The sequence below is a fragment of the Saccharopolyspora shandongensis genome, from assembly GCF_900106995.1.
Taxonomy (GTDB): Bacteria; Actinomycetota; Actinomycetes; order Mycobacteriales; family Pseudonocardiaceae; genus Saccharopolyspora; species Saccharopolyspora shandongensis.
In genome coordinates, this window is the sequence record NZ_FNOK01000044.1 from 1 (window position 1) to 14,273 (window position 14,273).

At 69.1% G+C, this 14,273-nt stretch carries 19 protein-coding genes; 8 read left to right on the forward strand and 11 right to left on the reverse strand.

From position 1 onward, the window contains the following. On the forward strand, positions 1–364 hold a 364-nt coding region (locus tag BLW84_RS33210; protein ID WP_425441794.1), incomplete at its 5' end, for a hypothetical protein. Between the two features lie 168 nt (positions 365–532). Here the strand turns inward: BLW84_RS33210 and BLW84_RS33215 are convergent. From BLW84_RS33215 to BLW84_RS33240, 6 genes are all read right to left on the reverse strand, one after another. Beyond that, the gene (locus BLW84_RS33215) at positions 533–1,003 is read right to left on the reverse strand and encodes a DoxX family protein (protein WP_093273599.1); all 471 of its coding nucleotides are present in this window, start codon (positions 1,001–1,003) and stop codon (positions 533–535) included. A 62-nt stretch (positions 1,004–1,065) separates the two neighbouring features. After that, positions 1,066–1,788 carry a MerR family transcriptional regulator gene (locus BLW84_RS33220; protein WP_093273601.1) on the reverse strand — a complete coding sequence of 241 codons (723 nt, stop codon included), beginning with the start codon at positions 1,786–1,788 and terminating at the stop codon, positions 1,066–1,068. 54 nt (positions 1,789–1,842) lie between these two features. After that, on the reverse strand, positions 1,843–2,547 hold the full coding sequence (locus BLW84_RS33225; RefSeq protein WP_093273604.1) for an HAD family acid phosphatase: 705 nt from the start codon (positions 2,545–2,547) through the stop codon (positions 1,843–1,845). A gap of 23 nt (positions 2,548–2,570) precedes the next feature. Further along, positions 2,571–3,503 carry a ribokinase gene (locus tag BLW84_RS33230; RefSeq protein WP_093273607.1) on the reverse strand — a complete coding sequence of 311 codons (933 nt, stop codon included), beginning with the start codon at positions 3,501–3,503 and terminating at the stop codon, positions 2,571–2,573. A 12-nt stretch (positions 3,504–3,515) separates the two neighbouring features. Further along, positions 3,516–4,496, reverse strand: a complete 981-nt coding sequence (locus BLW84_RS33235; protein ID WP_093273610.1) for a nucleoside hydrolase — start codon at positions 4,494–4,496, stop codon at positions 3,516–3,518. A 156-nt stretch (positions 4,497–4,652) separates the two neighbouring features. After that, positions 4,653–5,396, reverse strand: a complete 744-nt coding sequence (locus BLW84_RS33240) for a GntR family transcriptional regulator (RefSeq protein ID WP_177226830.1) — start codon at positions 5,394–5,396, stop codon at positions 4,653–4,655. Between the two features lie 203 nt (positions 5,397–5,599). On the opposite strand from BLW84_RS33240, the gene BLW84_RS33245 reads away from it, so the two are divergent. The 5 genes from BLW84_RS33245 (at position 5,600) to BLW84_RS33265 (ending at position 9,205) form a co-directional block, all read left to right on the forward strand. Next, on the forward strand, positions 5,600–6,733 hold the full coding sequence (locus BLW84_RS33245; protein ID WP_093273616.1) for an adenosine deaminase: 1,134 nt from the start codon (positions 5,600–5,602) through the stop codon (positions 6,731–6,733). A 123-nt stretch (positions 6,734–6,856) separates the two neighbouring features. Continuing rightward, a complete protein-coding gene (locus BLW84_RS33250) occupies positions 6,857–7,972 on the forward strand; it encodes a WD40/YVTN/BNR-like repeat-containing protein (protein WP_093273618.1) in 1,116 nt (371 codons plus the stop codon). Next, a complete protein-coding gene (locus BLW84_RS33255; protein WP_093273621.1) occupies positions 7,969–8,268 on the forward strand; it encodes a MoaD/ThiS family protein in 300 nt (99 codons plus the stop codon). Before BLW84_RS33250 ends, BLW84_RS33255 begins: the two co-directional genes overlap by 4 nt. A gap of 199 nt (positions 8,269–8,467) precedes the next feature. After that, positions 8,468–8,782: a hypothetical protein gene (locus tag BLW84_RS33260; RefSeq protein ID WP_093273623.1), complete on the forward strand. Its 315-nt coding sequence runs from the start codon at positions 8,468–8,470 to the stop codon at positions 8,780–8,782. A gap of 141 nt (positions 8,783–8,923) precedes the next feature. Then, positions 8,924–9,205 carry a hypothetical protein gene (locus BLW84_RS33265; protein WP_093273626.1) on the forward strand — a complete coding sequence of 94 codons (282 nt, stop codon included), beginning with the start codon at positions 8,924–8,926 and terminating at the stop codon, positions 9,203–9,205. Between the two features lie 308 nt (positions 9,206–9,513). Here BLW84_RS33265 and BLW84_RS33270 read toward each other — a convergent pair whose 3' ends face one another. Beyond that, a complete protein-coding gene (locus BLW84_RS33270; protein WP_093273627.1) occupies positions 9,514–9,837 on the reverse strand; it encodes a hypothetical protein in 324 nt (107 codons plus the stop codon). Positions 9,838–10,103: 266 nt separating this feature from the next. Further along, complete coding sequence (locus tag BLW84_RS33275) at positions 10,104–10,400, reverse strand: hypothetical protein (protein WP_093273630.1); 297 nt, start codon at positions 10,398–10,400, stop codon at positions 10,104–10,106. Between the two features lie 468 nt (positions 10,401–10,868). Between BLW84_RS33275 and BLW84_RS33280 the strand changes: the two genes are divergently transcribed. Further along, positions 10,869–11,288, forward strand: a complete 420-nt coding sequence (locus BLW84_RS33280; RefSeq protein WP_093273631.1) for a hypothetical protein — start codon at positions 10,869–10,871, stop codon at positions 11,286–11,288. Positions 11,289–11,567: 279 nt separating this feature from the next. On the opposite strand, the gene BLW84_RS33285 is transcribed toward BLW84_RS33280, so the two are convergent. After that, positions 11,568–11,966 carry an SSI family serine proteinase inhibitor gene (locus BLW84_RS33285; RefSeq protein WP_093273634.1) on the reverse strand — a complete coding sequence of 133 codons (399 nt, stop codon included), beginning with the start codon at positions 11,964–11,966 and terminating at the stop codon, positions 11,568–11,570. Positions 11,967–12,674: 708 nt separating this feature from the next. On the opposite strand from BLW84_RS33285, the gene BLW84_RS33290 reads away from it, so the two are divergent. Continuing rightward, entirely contained in the window at positions 12,675–12,962 is a 288-nt protein-coding gene (locus BLW84_RS33290; protein ID WP_143061179.1) for a hypothetical protein, read from the forward strand. A gap of 128 nt (positions 12,963–13,090) precedes the next feature. Here BLW84_RS33290 and BLW84_RS33295 read toward each other — a convergent pair whose 3' ends face one another. Both BLW84_RS33295 and BLW84_RS33300 read right to left on the reverse strand, forming a co-directional pair. After that, complete coding sequence (locus BLW84_RS33295; protein WP_093273638.1) at positions 13,091–13,396, reverse strand: hypothetical protein; 306 nt, start codon at positions 13,394–13,396, stop codon at positions 13,091–13,093. A gap of 279 nt (positions 13,397–13,675) precedes the next feature. Beyond that, on the reverse strand, positions 13,676–14,182 hold the full coding sequence (locus BLW84_RS33300; protein ID WP_143061180.1) for an RICIN domain-containing protein: 507 nt from the start codon (positions 14,180–14,182) through the stop codon (positions 13,676–13,678). Between the last annotated feature and the right edge of the window lie 91 nt (positions 14,183–14,273).

The following is a 14,273-nucleotide window of genomic DNA, read 5'->3' on the forward strand; positions in this document are numbered from 1 at the left end:
TGGCGCCATGAACGAGATTACCAACGGCCTGCAAGCCCTGGTAGCCCGCGATTTCCAGTTCGCGCACCCGCGCGATGCCGACGGCGGCCTGGTCGCCGTGGTGGGAATCCGGGTCCACCGCGGGGTTTTCGACATCGTGCAGCTGTTCAGCGAGCACGAAGCCGATGCCGCGCGGATCCCCGGTGACGAGCCGGACGTGCTCTTCCCGAGCAAGGTCCTGTGGCGAACCACCGGCCCCGCGCACGAGGTGATCGCCGAGCTGCTCGCGCTGTCCGAGCCGGCCCCGGACCTCGGCGCCCAGCCCACGGGCTGCTGGCTGCCGACCCACGCGGGCCGCTCCACCTGGCTGGCCGCCTCCGCCTGACACCGGCCCGCCACCAAGACCCCGCCCCGACCCCGGCGCCGGCGTCCTCAATGGAGCACGCCCTGGCACCGGGACCCCCGAAACGATCGAGTTCCCGCGCGACGGCGCCCCGCCGCGGGAACTCGATCGGGGTTTTCAGCGCGACTTCGCCGCCGCGCTTCGCGATGCTCAGCCCGCCACGCCCCGGGAACGACGAGCGCGCACGTGGTGGACGACGACCACGACGGTGGCGGCCAGGAAGACGACCTGCATCGCGGTTCGCGGGACGAGTTGGTCGTCCGCGGCGGTGAGGATTCCTTCCAGCGCCGCGTAGACGTTCGCGGGGAACATCGCTATCAGCATGAGGCCGAGCCCGCCCGCAGCCCACGGCGCGGTGCGGTGCCAGAGCAGCCCCGCCGCGCCCACCAGTTCCAGGATTCCAGTGACGGTGACGAGCAGGCCGGGCGCGGGCAGCGCCGGCGGCACCATGCTGATGAGTTGCTCCCGCATGCCGACGAAATGCGCGATGCCGGTCGCCACGAACATCGCCGCGAGCCCGCCGCGCACGGCGACCGGCCAGGGCTTCAGGCCGCGGACGCCGCCGGCGCCCGCCACCAGCAGCGCCAGCGTGACGACCAGCAGGATGATCAACGGAGCCATTTCGGCCTCCCAGGAGAAAGCAAACTTGTCAGCGACAAGATGCCTGCTCGGGTCGAATCTTGTCAATGTAAAGATTCGTCGGCCAGGTAGTGGTGCAGGAGGCTGGAGCCTTCGAGCATCGCCCTCGCCCGCTGCGCCAGCGCCGCCTGGCGCTGCGCGATGGCCGCGCGCAGCGCGTCGCCGCTGCCCGTTCGCCGGAGGCCGTCGAGCACTTCCAGGATCTGGGGCAGCAGGTACCGGCCCTCCCGGAGCATCTTGATCATCCGGGCGTCGCGGACGTCGGCCGGACCGAACAGCCGGTACCCGGTGCCCGGATCGCGGGTGGGCGCCAGCAGGCCGGCGGACTCCCACACCCGCAGCGCGGAGGTGCGCACGCCGAGGTACGCGGCCACCTCTCCGATTCGCATGCCGGAGCGGGGCAGGTTCGAGGCGTCCGGATCCTGCCCCGCCACCGCTTCGAGCGCTTCGCCGATCGCCCGGAGGTTCTGCCGCTGCGCGTGCAACGCGGCGTGCCCGGCGTCCACGAGCGTCAGCGCTTCCGGGACGTCGCCCGCGTGCACGGCGCGCATGATCCCGCGCGCGGCGTCCATCCCGTACCCCCGCGCAAGCGCCCGATAGGTCAGCAGGGCCTCGCGATGCCTGGCGTGGAACCGGCGATGGCCGGAGTCGGTCCAGATCGCCGGCGGGAGGACGCCCTCGTCCGCGTAGTTGCGGACGAGCTGGGTCGAGATCCCGGCGGCCCGGGCCAGGTCGATCGGGCGCAGCGGCGCCGCCGAGTCGCTCATCGCCCCAACCTACGACCCGCCGGGCCGATCACCCGATCAGACCACAGTGGACGGTCAGTTCAGCTCGTACATCGGGTTGGGCAGCTTCACGCCGCGTTCGGCATGGCCGCCGGCCAGGTCGGATTCCTGGTCCCCGACGCTCAGGACGATCCGGTAGCCCTGCCGCTCGATGTCGGCGCGGGCACCGCTCTTGTACGGCACCATCAACGGTTCGTGGTCGTCCGTCGGCCGCAGGTACAGGGCCGCCGGCTCCGGGAAGCCCTCTTCCCGCAGGTCCAGCAGGCTGGCTTCGCGCATCTCCGGGTTCTCCCGGCGGCCGGTGACGAAGAAGACCGCGACGCCCTGGAAATCCGCGAAACGCGCGAGCTCTCGCGTCGCGGGGATCCCGACGGGCCCGCGGGCCAGCACGAACTCATCCGACGACTCCTGCTCGAAGCCGAAGCCGATGCCCAGCTCGTACTCGTAGGTCGACACGCTGGTGTCGTCGATGTCCAGCACGATCGCCGGTTTCGGCACGCCCTCCGAAAGCCGCCGGGCCAGGTAGTCCTGGCCGCGGCGATCGGCCGCGACGATGTCGGCCTCCCACCGCCCCGAATCGTGGTAGTCCACGATGGACCGCTTCACGTCGGTCAGGTTCGGGGCGGGTTCGGCCTTCACGCCTTCGGCGCCCTGCGCGGCGGCGCACCCGGTGGCGAGCACGCCGAGCAGGGCGAAGGACGAGACGATCCCGGGGAACGCGGCGGACTTTCGATCGGACACGATGCGGAACCTCCATGCGGCGGCTACTTCGGCAGCCCGGCCCCGCTCAGCACGCGATCGAGCGTGGGATAGGACGCCTGCGCACCGGAGTGTTGCACGCTGCAGGCCCCCACGCGGGTCGCCCACCACACGGCAGTGGGAAGCGGATCACCCTGGCTCAGCCGCCATGCCGCGGTGGCGGCGAAGGCGTCACCAGCCCCGGTGGTGTCGACAGCGTCAGCCGGCACACCGGGGATTTCCTCGGCGTGCTCGGCATCCGCGACCACCGCGCCGTCCGCGCCGAAGGTGACCACCACCGAACGCGCACCGATCCGGCGGAGACCGGTCGCGTGGCCGATGTTCTCGGCGGGCACCGGAAAACCGTTGCGTCGCAGGATTTCCCGGGCTTCGTGCTCGTTGACGATCAGCGGGTCGGCGAGCTCCAGCACCTCGGCGGGCAGGTCGACCACCGGGGACAGGTTCAGCACGAACCGCGCCCCGGCGGCCCGCGCGGCGCGGGCTGCGGCGACGACGGTTTCGACCGGCACCTCCAGCACGACCGACACCACCCGCGCCGCCGCGATCAGCGGCTGCGCGGCCGCGATGTCGGCCGGCGACAGGCTCGCGTTCGCGCCGGCGGACACGATGATGCTGTTCTCGCCGGTGTCCGCGACGGTGATCAGTGCGGTTCCGGTGACCGCTTCGGCGTCGCGGTGGGTCTGCTCGGTGCCGACGCCATCGGCGCGCAAGGCAGCCAGCAGCATCTCGCCGTGCGCATCCGCGCCGACCCGGCCCACGAGCGCCGTTCTAGCGCCGAGCCGCGCCGCGGCGACCGCCTGGTTGGCGCCCTTGCCGCCTGCACTGGTGGCCAGCGCTGTGGCGTGCACCGTTTCCCCCGGCAGCGGATGGCGTTGCACGCGCGCGGTCAGGTCGACGTTCAGCGAACCGACCACGACGACGTCTTCGGTGCGCGTCATCGCAAATCCCCCTCACGCGACGCGTCGCGTCGGGGCCGGATCGCTGCACAGCCGATCTGCCAGCAGCTCGGCGAAGTCGCCGCCGGTCTCCAGCACCACGCGCACGTGCGCATCGTCCTGGGCCGGGAAGTTCCGGTACTGCCCGCGAACGTCGGCGACGGTCGCGCCGCGCCCCGGCCCCTGGCCCGTCTCCACGTCGACCGCGACGACCGGCGCCAGCACTGGGGACACGTCGCCGACCGCGATGGCCGCGGCCAGCGGGTCGTGGCAGGCCGCGCTGCGGTCGCCGAACACGTTCCGCTCGTAGAAGTCGAAGTACTGGTCCAGCATCTGCGCCGCGAAGGCGGTGACCGGCGTGCCGGTCGCGCGGAGCCGGCGCTGGTGCCCCTCGGTGATCCGCTCGCTCATGGTCGCGTCCAGCGGCACCAGGGTGATCGGCCACCCGGCGGTCAGCACCGTTCGCGCCGCCTCCGGGTCGTTGCTGATGTTCGCCTCGGCCGCCGGGGTGGCGTTGCCCGGATGCCGGATCGCGCCGCCCATGATCGTGACGTGCTTGACCAGCCTGGGCAGCTCGGGGTCGAGCAGCACGGCGGTGGCCAGGTTCGTCAGCGGCCCGACGGCGAGCAGGTGCAGCGTTCCGGGGTTCTCCCTGGCGAGGCGCACGATGAGTTCCGCGGCGGGCTCGGCGACCGGCGTGGCCGTCGGCGCGGGCAGGTCCGTGTTGCCGAGGCCGTCCGCGCCGTGCACGTACGGCGCGAAGTGCGCGTTCCCGAGCCAGTTGTCGCGGGCACCGATGGCCACCGGGATGTCCGGCCGCCCGGCCAGTTCGAGCACCCGCAGCGTGTTGTCGGCCGCGGTGACCGCGTCGATGTTGCCGAAGACCGTGGTCACAGCCCGGATGTCGACGTCCGGGTCCCGCAGCAGGTAGAGCAATGCCAACGCGTCGTCGATTCCGGTGTCGCAGTCGACGATCAGGGTTTCCTTGGACGCCATCGGTAGCGCGCCTTTCTGCTGGGAGCGGAGTCTCGCGGACCCGTGCCCGTGTTGGATCGCCACGGCGGCCCAACACGGGCACGGGAGAAGCAGGGCTTCGGTGATCGCGTCAGTCGGGGGCTGGCCCGCTGAGCTCCGGCTGTGGTTGTTCTGTACTCATCGGGATTGGCGCACCGGAAGGCCCGGCGCGCCGCTGGGCAGCACGTACTTGGCGGCGATCAGCGGGGTCCGCTCCATCGAGACGACCTGCGTGACCAGCACGACCGGCGTGTCCGGCGACCGGTCGAAGACCTCGCCGCGGCGCCGACCGAGCACGGTCGCGTTGATCGTGCTGGCGCCGCTGAGCGGCAGGTGCGGATCGATCGAGCCGATGACGTGCAGCATCGTGCTCGGCCGGGCTTCGGCCGCCGCCAGGACGTCGGGCAGCGCGGGATCGACGGCGGCCAACGCCTCGTCGTGCACGCTCCACTCCTCCACCAGGCAGGACGGCACGCCGTCGACGTCGACGACGCTCTCCCAGAACCGGATCTCGCAGCTGGCCGGCACCGGCAGGTGCTGCATCACCAGGTCGGTCGGCTGCTCGATGTCGCGCACCAGCGGCCGCACCGTGGTGCTGTCCGCGCCCAGCAGGCCCTCGAACGGCTGCAGCCGTTCGAAGCCACGCCGGGCCGGGCGCTCGCTGACCGTCCGTCCCACGCCCCGCCGCACGGTGATCACGCCGTCCTCCTGGAGGAGGATCAGCGCTTCCCGCAGCGCCGGCCGGCTCACGCCGAGCTCGGTCGCGAGGTCCGGCTCGGACGGCAGCGTCGAACCCGGCGGATAGGTGCCCTGCCTGATGGCCTCGGCGATCCGCTCGTAGAGGTCCACGACCGGTCGACGCTGAGGTCGTCTGGAAGTCACGCCGCACCCCCTGCCGGATTGATGTCAGACAAGTTAAGAGAGATGGTCCCGCACGTCAACTCCGGCAAGCCGGAGAAGAACTGGAGACCACACCTTGACGTACGTCACCACCGGAGGGTAGATCCTTCCGCCAACACGCCTAACATGTCAGACAGGAAATCCCGGCCGAGGTCGCCGGGAACACCGACCCCAGGAGGGAACACGTGCCCGAGTCTCCGACCGCGGACCAGCTCCGCCGCGCCCCGAGGGTGCTGCTGCACGACCACCTCGACGGCGGGCTGCGCCCCGAGACGGTCGTGGAACTGGCGGAGCAGCAGGGCTACGGCGCCCTGCCGACGTCCGACGTCGCCGGGGTCACCGAATGGTTCGCCGCCGCGGCCGGGGCCGGCTCGCTGGAGGAGTACCTGGAGCGATTCGTGCACACCGTCGGCGTCATGCAGACCGCGGACGCGATCAGCAGGGTCGCCGCCGAATGCGCCGAAGACCTCGCCGCGGACGGCGTCGTGTACGCCGAGGTGCGCCACGCACCGGAGCTGAGCACCCAGCAGGGTCTGTCGCTGGACGAGGTCGTCGAGGCGATGCTCGACGGGTTCCGGCGCGGAGCGGCGCGGGCGCGGGAGGCGGGCAACCGCATCCGCATCGGCGTGCTGCTGTGCGCGATGCGCCAGGCACCGCGCGCCCGGGAGATCGCGGAACTCGTCGTGCGCTACCGCGACGCGGGCGTCGTGGGCTTCGACATCGCGGGCCCGGAGGCCGGCTTCCCGCCCACCCGCTCGCTGGAGGCCTTTGAATACCTGCGGCGGGAGAACTGCCACTTCACCATCCACGCCGGCGAGGGCTTCGGACTACCCTCGATCTGGGAGGCCATCCAGTGGTGCGGCGCCGCCCGGCTGGGCCACGGCGTGCGCATCGTGGACGACATCGACATCGCCGAGGACGGCACGGCCCGGCTCGGCAGGCTGGCGTCGTTCGTGCGGGACCGGCGCATCCCGCTGGAGATGTGCCCGCGCTCGAACGTCCACACCGGCACCGTCGCGTCGGTCGCGGAACACCCGATCGCCCTGCTGCGACAGCTGGGCTTCCGGGTCACGGTGAACACCGACAACCGGCTGATGAGCCAGACGTCGATGACCGGCGAGTTCACCGAGCTGGCCGAGAACTTCCACTACTCACTCGACGACCTGCAGTGGTTCACGGTGAACGCGATGAAGTCGGCGTTCATCCCGTTCGACCAGCGCCTGGCGCTGATCAACGAGGTGATCAAGCCCGGCTACGCGGCGCTGCGCTCCGAGGCCCTGTTCGGCCCGGTCGCCGACCACGCACCGGCGCTGGCCTGACGCGCGGGAGCGCTTCGGGTCGGCACGGCGACCCGAAGCGCTCGCGAGCTTTCGACAGGACATCGCCGGTCCGCGGCCCTACATTGACCGGCGATGGGCCGCCGTCGACCAGGGAGTGTCCTCATGAGCCGTGTTCGAGTCCTCGTCGGAACCCGCAAGGGCGCGTTCATCCTGACCGCGGACGGCACCCGCGAGCGGTGGGACATCAGCGGCCCGCACTTCGGCGGTTGGCAGCTGTACCACCTCAAGGGCTCACCGGCGGACCCGAACCGGCTGTACGCCTCGCAGTCGCTCGGCTGGTTCGGCCAGCTGATCCAGCGCTCCGACGACGGCGGCCGGACCTGGGAGCCGGTGGGGAACCGGTTCTCCTACGACGGCACGCCCGGCACGCACCTCTGGTACGACGGCACCCCGCACCCCTGGGAGTTCGAGCGGGTCTGGCACCTCGAACCGTCGCCGACCGACCCGGACACCGTGCACGCCGGGGTCGAGGATGCCGCGCTGTTCCGCACCACCGACGGCGGCAACACCTGGCACGAGCTGCCCGCGCTGCGCGAGCACCGCTCCTCCGCCGGCTGGCAACCGGGCGCCGGCGGGATGTGCCTGCACACGATCGTCCACGCGCCGGACGACGCGAACCGGATGTTCACCGCGATCTCGGCGGCGGGCGTCTTCCGCACCGACGACGGCGGCAAGAGCTGGCAGCCGATCAACCGCGGCCTGCACTCGGAAGGAATAGCCGATCCGGACTCCGAGGTGGGCCACTGCGTGCACCGCATCGCGCTGCACCGAGAGCGCCCGGACGTGCTGTTCATGCAGAAGCACTGGGACGTGATGCGCAGCGACGACGCCGGGGATTCCTGGTACGAGATCAGCGGTGACCTGCCGTCGGACTTCGGCTTTCCGATCGACGTGCACGCCCACGAGCCGGACACGGTCTACGTCGTCCCGATCCAGAGCGACGAGCAGCACTACCCGCCGGAGGGCAGGCTGCGCGTCTACCGCAGCCGGACCGGCGGCAACGAGTGGGAACCGCTGACCAACGGCCTGCCGCAGAGCCACTGCTACGTCAACGTGCTGCGCGACGCGATGGCCGTGGACTCGCTGGACGAGTGCGGCATCTACTTCGGAACCACCGGCGGCCAGGTGTACGTGTCGCCCGACGCCGGGGACAACTGGCGGCCGATCGTCCGGGACCTCCCGGCGGTCCTGTCCGTCGAGGTGCAGACGCTGCCATGATCCGCGTCGAGCTCCCCGCCCACCTGCGGACGCTCGCCAAGATCGCGGACCGCGAGATCGAGCTGGACGTCGACGGACGGCCGACGCAACGCGCGGTGCTCGACGCCTTGGAGGCCCGGTACCCGATGCTGCGCGGCACGATCCGGAGCCAGGAAACCCAGCTGCGCAGGGCGTTCATCCGGTTCTTCGCCTGCGAGGAAGACCTCTCCAACGAGTCGCCGGACGCGCCGCTGCCGCCCGCGGTGGTAGCGGGCGAGCAGCCGTACCTGATCGTCGGCGCGATGGCGGGCGGCTGAGGCAACCGGTCGAGTATCTATCCACAATGGAATGGAATATTCCGGCGCGCCGTTCAACTAATGGGTGGTCGCCCGGATTCTCCGGCGTGTTGGCGTGTCGATCTACGACACCGGTGGAAGGTTTGCCGCGTCATTCGCCTGGCCCCGACGATTCGCGGCCGGCCTGACACCACCGGAAAAATCCAGATCGGAGTCTGACATGCGCAGTTCAACCCGTGCCCTGTTCGCCGGGGTCGCGGCCGTCGGCCTGCTCGCAATGGGGGCCTCCCCGGCGCTGGCCGCCAAGGGCAAGGCGAAGGAGTCCGACGACGACTCCACCGTGACCGCAGCGGCCCAGGGCGGCAACGGCGGGAACGGCGGGAACGGCGGCTTCGGCCTGAACATCTGCCCGGCGATCGGCATCCTCGCGAAGGCCGAAGCTCGCTGCGGCGCCGGCAACGGCGGCAGCGCAAACGGCGGCGACGCGTGGGCCGAGGCGGAGGACGACAGCCGGGACACCGAATCCGACGACTGATACCGGATTCGCGGTCCGTCGCTCCCGCCCGAACGGGAGCGACCCGGCCGACGCGCCCGGCACGAAGTCCTCGCCCCGAACCGAAGCACCCGGCCGTCGGCCGATGACGAGTTCGGGGCGACGACGTGGAATGGAGTACTAGTGATCACTTCTGCACGCTTCCTCGGCACCGTCGTCGCGCTCGGCGTCGGCGTGCTGGCGGCCTGCCTGACGAGCCAGCCGGCCGCGCACGCCGAGAAGAGCACCACCGAAAAATCCGGCAGCGACGGCGAATCCGGCCAGGGACTCAGCATCTGCCGACCGCTCTCCCTCACCGGCGGCAAGATCGCGGCCGAGTGCTCGGTAGCGCCGAACGGCACGAGCTCCAACGGATCCGCGGATGCCGATGCCGAGGACCACGGCGACGAGGAAGACGAGGACTGACGCCCGAAAGTCGTTCGCAGGGCCAGAAATGAACGTGTGTCGGTCTCCACGAGGAGGCCGACACACTTTCATGATCACCGAATACTCGTATCGTCCACTGTGGCCCGATCTGCGCGCCCGGATCGCCCGATCCGGGCGGCTTCGCCGGTTCGACCGATCACGGGCGAACCGGCGGCCTTACGCTCGAAAAGCGGGCAGGCCGTGGGACTTCTTCGGACGTGGCCTGCCCGCTACCAGCGAGAACCTCAGGCGCGACACGTCGGCCGCGCAGCGACCGACGCTTCCGCGCCCCTAGGAGAATCCCAGGATCACTCGTCGTCCTTGGAGTACTTCCGGTCCTTGCTGTCGTCTTCCGCGGTCGCCTCGGCGTCGCCGCCGTTGGCGCTGCCGCCGTTGCCGGCGCCGCAGTCGGCCTTCGCCGGAGACAGCACCGCGATGGACGGGCAAATGTTCACCCCGAATCCACCGTTGCCGCCGTTGCCGCCGGCACCGCCTTCGGCCGCGGCGGTCACGGTGGAGTCGTCGTCGGACGTCTTCTCCTTGCCCTTGGCGGCAAGCGCCGGCGACCCGCCCATCGCGAGCAACCCGACTGCGGCGGCACCTGCGAACAGAACACGAACAGACCTGCGCACTGCGAACTCCCATCTGGATGGATACCACTTCAGTTGAACGACTCCGCCACTACTGCCCGGAAGGATTCGGCGGTGCCGAAATCAACGCGTGGACCCTTTCACCAGAGCCCGCGGAACACCTCCAGCGACATGCAGATCGACGCACCAGTCACCCGTAGGTGCGACCGAAATTCGTTGCTCCAACAAAAAGAGCGTGCCGACCGGCTCGCAGACCGGTCGACACGCTCTCATCGGGACGTGCGGGCTGGGGGTCGCCCGCGTCCTGATCAGTCCTCGCGGTAGGCGCTCGAGTCGGCGTCGCCACCGACCCCGGCACCACCGTCGGCGGCGGAGCAGGAGCCCTTGCCCTCGCCGAGGACGCCGACGCCGATGCCACACAGGACGTTCACGCCGATGCCACCGTTGCCACCCTTGCCGTTGCCACCCTGCGCCTCGGAGGCGGTCACCGAGTGGTCGTCCTTCCCACCCTTGTGCTTGCCGCCGTCGGCGAAGGCGGGCGAGCCCATGGCCAGCATCGCAGCAGCAGCAGCGGTGACACCGAGAAGGCGAATCGAAGTACGCATTCCTATAGCTCCCATCCATGTCGGACATTTGCCGGGCCGGCAACTGAGTTCCCGGAATTCCGGGAATTTGGGGTGCGCCGTCCGGCACGACAGACGTTGCCATTGATTTGGTCGGTCCGGCATGTCGGGCCACACCAAAGAGAATCACTCGCCACCCGTGTGGATGCACGATCACGCAGTGCGTCCGACGCGACTGGATTCAGGCCCGCACAACTCAACTGATCAGATGAAGCAGATCGGCTACCGAAAAAAGGATCAAGAAGTAGAATCCCGATCACAAAATGATCAAGAAGCGGGTGCGAAAATCGTTGCCCCGCAATCGACTTGTGCCACCCGAGAATCCGGAGTTCGCCCCGGCAGGCGTCGCACGTTGGGGCCACGGGGGCACGGTCCGCCGGGCACGGCGCACGGGTCGCCCCTAGCGTTCGTAACTGCTCACGAACCGAATCTCGTTTCAGGAGGCATGTCATGGGAATTCGCCGCGAGACGGCAGTCGTGCTCGCCGCGCTGGGAACGCTGGCCGCCGGCGCCTCGGTGGCCGCCGTGACGGCCTGGGCGGCCGGGCCGCCGCTGACCGTCGAGGTGGGCGAGGCCAGGTGCCTGCGCGCGGCCGACCTACCGGCAGTGGCCGCGGTGCCGAAAATCGCTGCCGCGCTGGAGGATTCCGCTTCGGGCACCGTGCGGTTGACCGTCCGCAGCGCCACCAAGGACAACCAGGAGCACGCGTACGTCGTCACCGTGGACGGAGAACAGCGGGCCAGCGGCTCCGTCAGCGGCGGCGGCATGTCCATCAACAGCGTCAGCATCGCCGACGGCAAGAGCTCCCGGGTGGTCGTGGCGACGGGCCCGACCGTCGTCTTCGACCAGACCATCGCGGGGCACTGCTGACCGGGATCAGCAAGCAGCAGAACGTCGGGGAGCGGGAGGAATTCCGCTCCCCGACGTTCTGCTGCATCAGCCGGGAATCACGCCGCCGGAAAAGGAATCAGTGGCTTCACCGGGCCTGCCGGTGAAGCCACTGCGAGTGCGGCGCAGGCGGGCCGAAGGGCCAGAGTCGTGCCCCGCAATGCGATCCCACCTTGGTTCCGCCACGTGGCGTGCGCGACCACGGGCGGCGACTTTCACGCTGCACTCCTTGCCTTTCGGCAATCCCTGGGGTGCGGGTGATCAGAAGTCGAACACGGAGCCGGTCGCGGCCTTCAGCGTGCAAGGATTGGCCAGCAACACCTGGTATCCGACCGGCTGACCGCGCCAGGTGCCCTCCGCGGACGCGTTCACCTGGCGGCTCTCCTTGGTGCAGCTCTTCGGCTCACCCTGGTCCAGCCGCTCGAACTTCCCGTCCACCCGCTGCAACTCCGCGCACGCATCGGACGCGCGCGGGTGTTCTCCCCTCGCCGGATCGCAGGTCAGCGTGACCGTTCGAGTCTTCTGGGATTCCGTCACCGTCAGCTTCAACGTGCTCTGCTCCGCAGCGTCGGACGTGGCCGAAGCAACTCCTGGAACCAGCACCGCAGCAGCGAAGACGATGCTGACTGCACCACGTCCAAGCAACCGGGAATCGGTCATTTCCTGCATCCTCCGTCCGAACAGAAAAGGAAACCCTCGTCACTCCTTACCGCACGCCGAACGATCTCTCCGCGCGAAGTCCAAACGATCACCTATCGGGCTCCCTCGAAGCGGTCGTCGCTACGGCCAGCCACCGCCGGGCGGCGATCTCCCGTCCAACCGACGCACCACGACGATCTACCCGCTCCGATTCGGCGACAGCACCGGGCCGCTCGGCGACGCCGGGTAGGCGTCATTAACCCGCCTGTGTCTCGAACCCGAAAGAAGCGACGTCGTTTCACGTCGTTCTTTCTTATTCCGGGCAGGCATCGGCCGCGGCGACACCTGCGCCGCGCAAATTGAACGCACGCCCGGAACCACAGACGGAACGTAGCCGCAACGCGCCCCCAACCGGGCACGGCCTGCCGATCGCGTGATCGTCTCGACGCAGCCGGACGGCACGCTGCTGCACTGCGCAATGCCTTGCCCTTGAAGAAGATCTCCGTCAGGTGGCCCGCTGGGCGCGCGCACCGATCGAGATCATCAGATGAGGTGAGCGATCAAAGTCTCGGGTTGCACGGCTTTGCTGCCACGCTATGTTCTAGATGACCCCGCCACGGCAGGGTTTCTTAATCCGATGGGAATCCACTGACTTTTCAACCCGAGAAAGTCGGCCAGCGGTTCCTGCGGCGTCACTTGTTGAAGTCAGTACGAAGGGGATTATTAGTTATGCTTTCTGCCAAGCGCGTCATCGCTGCTACTGCTCTGGGTCTCCCCATCATGCTGGGTGCCCCGGGAATGGCGCTCGCCGATGGTGGCCACCACCCGTGGAACATCAAGGACAACCAGACCCAGACTCAGAAGCAGGACGCGGACACCGACCAGGCCAACGTGAACGTGCCGACTCAGTACACGTTCAACGTGGGCAGCGGCGAGGCGAACTCGGTGAGCTGGAGCAACCAGGACAACGACGCGGACACCGACCAGACCGAGGGCGCTCTGCAGGAAGACGACTGACGATAGCGGCCCCCCTGCTATCGCAGTTCCTCCCGCATCCGAAAAAGGCTTGGCCCGGCGATTTCCTCGCCGGGCCAAGCCCTTTTCATCCCCACCCGTCGCCGCGGTGCTCGCCCGGATCGACCGGACTAGTCCTCCTCGACCTGCAGCTCGCCCTCGGACTGCTCGGAGCTGTTGATGTTGTTCTGCTGGGTCCAGGTCAGCGCCGCCTGCTCACCGGTGCCGCCGTTGCTGACCTGGGTGATCGGCGAGACGTTGATGTTGTTCTGCACCGTGTGGTTCTGCTCGGCCTGCTCCTGGGTCTGCTTCACGATCCAGGAGGCCTTCGGCGGGCTCGCCGAGTGCCCCTTGGCGGCCAACGCCGTGCCGTTTGCCCCCAGCAGCAGCGGCAACGCCACAGCAGCCATGGCGAGCGCCTGCTTCGCGGTACTCATCTACCGATTCCCTTCGTAGACCAATCGATTTCGCGCCGTCCAGGTGCCCGGCGGTGACCGGAATAGCGAACCACCTGGGCGCCTTGGAATCCGCGCCCCGAAATGGGGCAACAGAAACCTACCGGCGAAATGGCATTCGGAGGCGGACCGAAACATCTTGATCACTCCAAATAGTGATCATCGGCGCCGAGCGCATGAAGAAACCCGCTGACCCGGCGGCTGCGCGCGTCGGATCAGCGGGTTGCTATCCCGGCCCCGGCTGGGCCGGCCGGATCAGCTTCAGGCGTCGAACCGGAAGACGTTCGTGTTGCCGAACGACTGCCAGCGCGGTTCGAGCTTCAGCCAGCTCCCTGCCGGAGCGTGCGGCTCGACGGCCACCGCAACGTCCTGGTCCAGCTTCGGGCTGATGATCCAGCCGTTTTCATCCCGCGTGAAAACCCAGTCCTGGCTCGGGTTTCCGTACTGGCACGGCAGGGAGAGGACCTGCGGCCCACCCTCCGCGTTGGCCTGCACACAACGGTTCGTCTGCTGGTTCCGAATGGTCCAGCTGCCGTCGAACCGGTCGGAGACGACCCACTTGCCGGCGTCGCCGAGGACACCGAACGGAGCGGTCTTGACCACCGAGTCGCTGCCGAAGTCGACCCACCGGGACCCGTCGACGACACTGCTGATCTCCGCCCCGGGGTACGCCGGGGCAGGAGCCGAAGCGGCCTGGGCTCCCGCCGGCACGAGAGAAAGCGCAGCCAGAGCACCGATGGCACCGAACATCCAGCGAGCACGCGTCATTACAAACCCCTCCAGACAGAAACTTCTTCGGGATTGGCGATCGGTTTTCCGACCGTCCGAATAAGATCTCTACCAGCAGCGGAGGGAAATA

What these genes read in the sequence shown, in the direction of transcription:
- BLW84_RS33260 (WP_093273623.1), top strand. Translation starts at nt 8,468, where the DNA reads ATGCGCAGTTCAACCCGTGCCCTGTTCGCCGGGGTCGCGGCCGTCGGC.
- BLW84_RS33255 (WP_093273621.1), top strand. Translation starts at nt 7,969, where the DNA reads ATGATCCGCGTCGAGCTCCCCGCCCACCTGCGGACGCTCGCCAAGATC.
- BLW84_RS33300 (WP_143061180.1), bottom strand. Translation starts at nt 14,182, where the DNA reads ATGACGCGTGCTCGCTGGATGTTCGGTGCCATCGGTGCTCTGGCTGCG.
- BLW84_RS33280 (WP_093273631.1), top strand. Translation starts at nt 10,869, where the DNA reads ATGGGAATTCGCCGCGAGACGGCAGTCGTGCTCGCCGCGCTGGGAACG.
- BLW84_RS33215 (WP_093273599.1), bottom strand. Translation starts at nt 1,003, where the DNA reads ATGGCTCCGTTGATCATCCTGCTGGTCGTCACGCTGGCGCTGCTGGTG.
- BLW84_RS33230 (WP_093273607.1), bottom strand. Translation starts at nt 3,503, where the DNA reads ATGACGCGCACCGAAGACGTCGTCGTGGTCGGTTCGCTGAACGTCGAC.
- BLW84_RS33285 (WP_093273634.1), bottom strand. Translation starts at nt 11,966, where the DNA reads ATGACCGATTCCCGGTTGCTTGGACGTGGTGCAGTCAGCATCGTCTTC.
- BLW84_RS33275 (WP_093273630.1), bottom strand. Translation starts at nt 10,400, where the DNA reads ATGCGTACTTCGATTCGCCTTCTCGGTGTCACCGCTGCTGCTGCTGCG.
- BLW84_RS33220 (WP_093273601.1), bottom strand. Translation starts at nt 1,788, where the DNA reads ATGAGCGACTCGGCGGCGCCGCTGCGCCCGATCGACCTGGCCCGGGCC.
- BLW84_RS33250 (WP_093273618.1), top strand. Translation starts at nt 6,857, where the DNA reads ATGAGCCGTGTTCGAGTCCTCGTCGGAACCCGCAAGGGCGCGTTCATC.
- BLW84_RS33235 (WP_093273610.1), bottom strand. Translation starts at nt 4,496, where the DNA reads ATGGCGTCCAAGGAAACCCTGATCGTCGACTGCGACACCGGAATCGAC.
- BLW84_RS33290 (WP_143061179.1), top strand. Translation starts at nt 12,675, where the DNA reads ATGCTTTCTGCCAAGCGCGTCATCGCTGCTACTGCTCTGGGTCTCCCC.
- BLW84_RS33295 (WP_093273638.1), bottom strand. Translation starts at nt 13,396, where the DNA reads ATGAGTACCGCGAAGCAGGCGCTCGCCATGGCTGCTGTGGCGTTGCCG.